The organism is Mesorhizobium sp. M4A.F.Ca.ET.020.02.1.1 (assembly GCF_004022645.1).
In the GTDB taxonomy this organism is placed as follows: domain Bacteria; phylum Pseudomonadota; class Alphaproteobacteria; order Rhizobiales; family Rhizobiaceae; genus Mesorhizobium.
This window is the reverse complement of sequence record NZ_RZOI01000561.1, coordinates 1-4,099: the sequence shown is the minus strand read 5'-3', so window position 1 is coordinate 4,099 and position 4,099 is coordinate 1. Positions and strand designations below refer to the sequence as shown.

Genomic DNA, 4,099 nt, shown 5'->3' with positions numbered 1-4,099 from the left:
GGCGAAGGCGGCGGCGCCGAGCAGGCCGGCAAAGAGGACCGCCCAGCACCTGGCTCCGCAGGCCAAGAGTCATCAGGCCAAGCACCAGCGCCAGCACAATCAGGCTGCCGAGCACGGACGGCACCAGCCAGCGATCGGCTGCCTTGCCGCCGATCAGGTTGCCGGCGATGAGGCCGCCGCCGAAGACGAGCAGGATCGGCGACACCGCCGCTTCCGGAAAGCCGCTGATTTCGGTCAGCATCGGAGCGATGTAGGTGAAGACGGCAAAGACGCCGGCATAGCCAAGCACGGTGGTGGCGAAGCCGAGCAGGACGGGTGCGCGGCCGAGCACCGCGAGATCGGCGCGCAGATTGCTCTTCTGGGGCTCTGGCTGCTCGCGCGGCACCAGGGCCAAGATGACCGCGAAGGCCGCGATGCCAACCAGCGTCACCGCCCAGAAGGTGGCGCGCCAGCCGAAGGCCTGGCCGAGCCATGTGCCGAACGGGACGCCGAGGATATTGGCGATGGTCAGCCCGGTGAACATCAGCGCGATCGCCGAGGCCTTCCTGTTGGGCGCGACCAGCCCGGTCGCCACGACCGAGCCGACGCCGAAGAAGGTGCCGTGGGCAAAGGCGGTGAGCACGCGGGCGCCCATCAGCGTCCAGTAATCGGGAGCGAGCGCGCAGGCGAGATTGCCAAGGGTGAAGATCGCCATCAGCGCCAGGAGCACGGTCTTGCGCGGCCAGCGGCCGGTGGCGATGGTGAGCAGCGGCGCGCCGATAACGACGCCCAGCGCATAGCCGGAGATCAGCTGGCCGGCGGCCGAGATCGAAACGCCGAGGTCGCCGCTGACCTCGAGCAGCAGGCCCATGATGACGAATTCGGTGACACCGATGCCGAAAGCGCCGGCGGCGAGGGCATAAAGAGCAAGAGGCATGGCGGTCGTCCCGTTGGTGGAGCAGGAACATCATTTTCCCGCGTCCCGGCCAGAAGATCGGGTTGCTACCGCCTGTGAACCAGCCTTGCCCGAGGCATATTAATTGTGAAATAGATTCATGAATGGCAAGACCAGAGATAAACCGCTCCGGCGAGATCGAGGTGTTTGTCCGTGTCGTCGAGGCTGGCAGCTTTTCCGCCGCGGCGCGGACGCTGCGCATGACGCCGTCGGCGGTGAGCAAGCTGATCGCGCGGCTGGAGGCGCGGCTCGGCGCCCGCCTGGTCAGCCGTTCGACGCGCAGGCTGCAGCTCACCCCGGAAGGCGTCGCCTTCCACGACAGCGGCGTGCGCATCCTGGCCGACATGGCGGCGGCCGAGCGCGAGGCGGCGGCCGGCGCCGCGCCGCGCGGCCTGCTCAGAATCAACTCCTATGTGCCGTTCGGCCAGCACCGGCTGATCCCGCTTCTGCCGCGCTTCCTGGAGCACTATCCCGAGATCTCGGTAGACGTCGTGCTGACCGACCATGTCATCGACCTGATGGAGGAGCGCGCCGACGTCGCCATCCGCGCCGGGCCGCTCGGCGAATCGCGGCTGGTGGCGCGCAAACTCGGGCAGAGCGGCGTGGTGGTGGTCGCAGCACCCTCCTACCTCGATGCGCACGACACTCCGCGCACGCCGGCCGATCTCGACCGCCACAACCGCATGGGCTTCCGCTTCGCGCGCCATATCGACGGCTGGCCGTTTGCCGACAGGGCCGGCCTTGCCACCGTCGTCCCAATCAAGGGCAATGCCCAGGTCAGCGACGGCGAGGCGATGCGGCTGATGGCGCTTGCCGGCGCGGGCATCGCCCGGCTGGCGCGCTGGCATGTCGAGCCCGACATCGCCGCCGGCCGGCTGGTGCCGCTGCTCGAGGATTTCAATCCCGGCGACGAGGAAATGACCCACGCCGTCTATGTCGGCCAGGGCAAGCACCTGCCGGCCAGGGTGCGTGCCTTTCTCGATTTTCTGGTCGAAACGGTGCGGCTCTGAACGGGGCACGAAAAATGCCGCGCGCCCGAGGGACGCGCGGCTGCTCAGACGAAGCGGACGAACTAGGCCTTCGGCACGAACGGCGCCGGGCGCCGGCCAGCGCCCTGCCGCTCCAGCATCCAGCCAGGATATTCGGAGGGCAGTGTGCTGACCTCGTCCAGCCTGGCGATATCCTCGGCGTCGAGCTTCAGCGCGGTGGCGGCGAGGTTCTGCTCGAGCTGGTCCATGCGGCTGGCGCCGATGATGACGCTCATCACGAAGGGTTTTGCCAGCACGTAGCCGAGCGCCACGGTGGCAACGCTGACATCGTGCTTCCTGGCGATCTCGCGCATGACAGCGACGGCTGCCCAGGCGCGATCCTCGTTGACCGGCGGGAAGTTGAAGGAGGCGCGTCGGCCTTCGCCATTGCCAGGCGCGCCCGGACCGTATTTGCCGGAGAGCAGCCCGCCGGCCATCGGTGACCAGACCATCAGGCCGAGCTTCTCCTCGTTGAGCAGCGGCACGATCTCGCGTTCGAGGTCGCGGCCGGCGATCGAATAGTAGGACTGCACGGTCTCGAAGCGGGCAAGGCCCTTGCGCTCGGCAATGCCCAGCGCCTTGGCGATGCGCCAGGCCTGCCAGTTCGAGACGCCGACGTAACGCACCTTGCCGCTGGACACTAGATCGTCGAGCGCCCGCAGCGTCTCGTCGATCGGGCTCACCGTGTCGGTGCCGTGCAGCTGGTAGAGGTCGATGTGATCGAGCTGCAGCCGTTCGAGGCTGGCCTCGACCGAATCCATGATGTGGCCGCGCGAGGAGCCGCGCTGGTTCGGGCCCTCGCCCATGACGCCATGCACCTTGGTGGCGATGATGACGTCCGACCTCTTGACGCCGAGATCCCGGAGCGACTGGCCGAGCAGTCTTTCGGAGGCGCCGAAGGAATAGACATCGGCCGTGTCGAAGAAGTTGACGCCGGCGGCAATCGAGCGGCCGACGATCTCGTTGACGCCTTTCTGGTCGAGGCTGGCGATCAGGCCCCATTGGGCGTTCTCGCCGGCGGCGCCGAAGGTCATGGTGCCGAGGCAAAGTTCGGAGACGAACAGGCCGGTGTTTCCGAGTTGATTGTAGCGCATGTTGGGAGCTCCAGGGAGATGGGGAATGACGCTGGAGCAAATAGGAACGGTACGTTCCGTTTCAAGAGCTTGGAGCAAGCGTGGCGAGCAACTGGCTCAAGAGAACCGTCGGGCAGCCACCGCTAGGCAGTAGGTGGTTCCCAGGGATTAAGTACGGTAACGCCGATGTCTTCGAAGTCAGACATTGCGCGTAACCACGATTAGGTCATGGACGAGGGCTGTCGCTGCTATCAGTGTGTCTGCGCTACCTCGCGTACGACCTGCCGTGATGCGGCCCCTGCCAACGCAATCTCTTCGGTGATTGGAAGAATGCAGTCTGCATTGTCTCTTCGCAACTCTCGCAGCCAGATATCGAGCCGGGCCGCCCTTTCAGGGTCAACCTTGCGCTGCTTGACGATCCCTCGCTCGATCTCGCCAAGGGTAATGACGCTAAGGCTGATCGACGCCGGATCGATCGAAGCCACCCACGCAGGCGGCTTCGGCAGGCGCCTCTGCGTATCCGAAGCGACGTTCGTATCCAGCAGGTATATTCAGAGGTCGATGTCCCGGATCATCGTATTCCGGCGACGGGTGATTTCCTCGTCAAACTCATCGTCCCACCCGGGGCCGGTCAGAAGATATTCGGCAAGCGATTTCTTCTTTCCGGCAAGGCGATCGTAGTCCTCCACGGACAGGACAACTGCAGCCCGTTCACCGCGAAGTGTCACGGTCTGTGGCCCTTCGGTTCGCGCCCGCTGAAACACTTTCGAAAAATTGTTTTTTGCGTCCTGTAGATGCCAGTTCATGAAGACCGTCCTAGCTAGCTTGGCTGGATATACATCTGGCAAGCCTTTGCGGCGAGGTTCATCGCCCAGTTATCGGCTGCCGAAGATCGCCGAGCCGACCCTGACGCTGGTCGCGCCGAAGGCGATCGCCGTCTCGTAGTCGCCGGACATGCCCATCGACAGCTTTGCGACCCCAGCCTCCTTGCCGAGCTTCTCCAGCAGCGCGAAATGCGGGCCGGGGTTCTCGTCGGCTGGCGGAATGCACATCAGGCCTTCGAC

The 4,099-nt window shown here is 65.4% G+C and carries 3 protein-coding genes and 3 pseudogenes; 1 reads left to right on the top strand and 5 read right to left on the bottom strand.

Annotated elements, in window-relative coordinates:
- Positions 1-916: pseudogene (locus EN742_RS26655) on the bottom strand (MFS transporter); the annotation flags it as partial.
- A 122-nt stretch (positions 917-1,038) separates the two neighbouring features.
- Here EN742_RS26655 and EN742_RS26650 point away from each other — a divergent pair.
- Positions 1,039-1,944 (top strand): LysR family transcriptional regulator, encoded by a 906-nt coding sequence (locus EN742_RS26650; protein ID WP_127405336.1) that lies wholly within the window; start codon positions 1,039-1,041, stop codon positions 1,942-1,944.
- A gap of 62 nt (positions 1,945-2,006) precedes the next feature.
- On the opposite strand, the gene EN742_RS26645 is transcribed toward EN742_RS26650, so the two are convergent.
- The 4 genes and pseudogenes from EN742_RS26645 to EN742_RS26630 all read right to left on the bottom strand — a co-directional run.
- Positions 2,007-3,056: an aldo/keto reductase gene (locus EN742_RS26645; RefSeq protein WP_127420607.1), complete on the bottom strand. Its 1,050-nt coding sequence runs from the start codon at positions 3,054-3,056 to the stop codon at positions 2,007-2,009.
- Positions 3,057-3,178: 122 nt separating this feature from the next.
- Positions 3,179-3,586: pseudogene (locus EN742_RS26640) on the bottom strand (type II toxin-antitoxin system VapC family toxin).
- Entirely contained in the window at positions 3,587-3,841 is a 255-nt protein-coding gene (locus tag EN742_RS26635) for a type II toxin-antitoxin system Phd/YefM family antitoxin (protein ID WP_126057594.1), read from the bottom strand.
- A 69-nt stretch (positions 3,842-3,910) separates the two neighbouring features.
- Positions 3,911-4,099 (bottom strand): annotated as a pseudogene (locus EN742_RS26630) (YggS family pyridoxal phosphate-dependent enzyme); the annotation flags it as partial.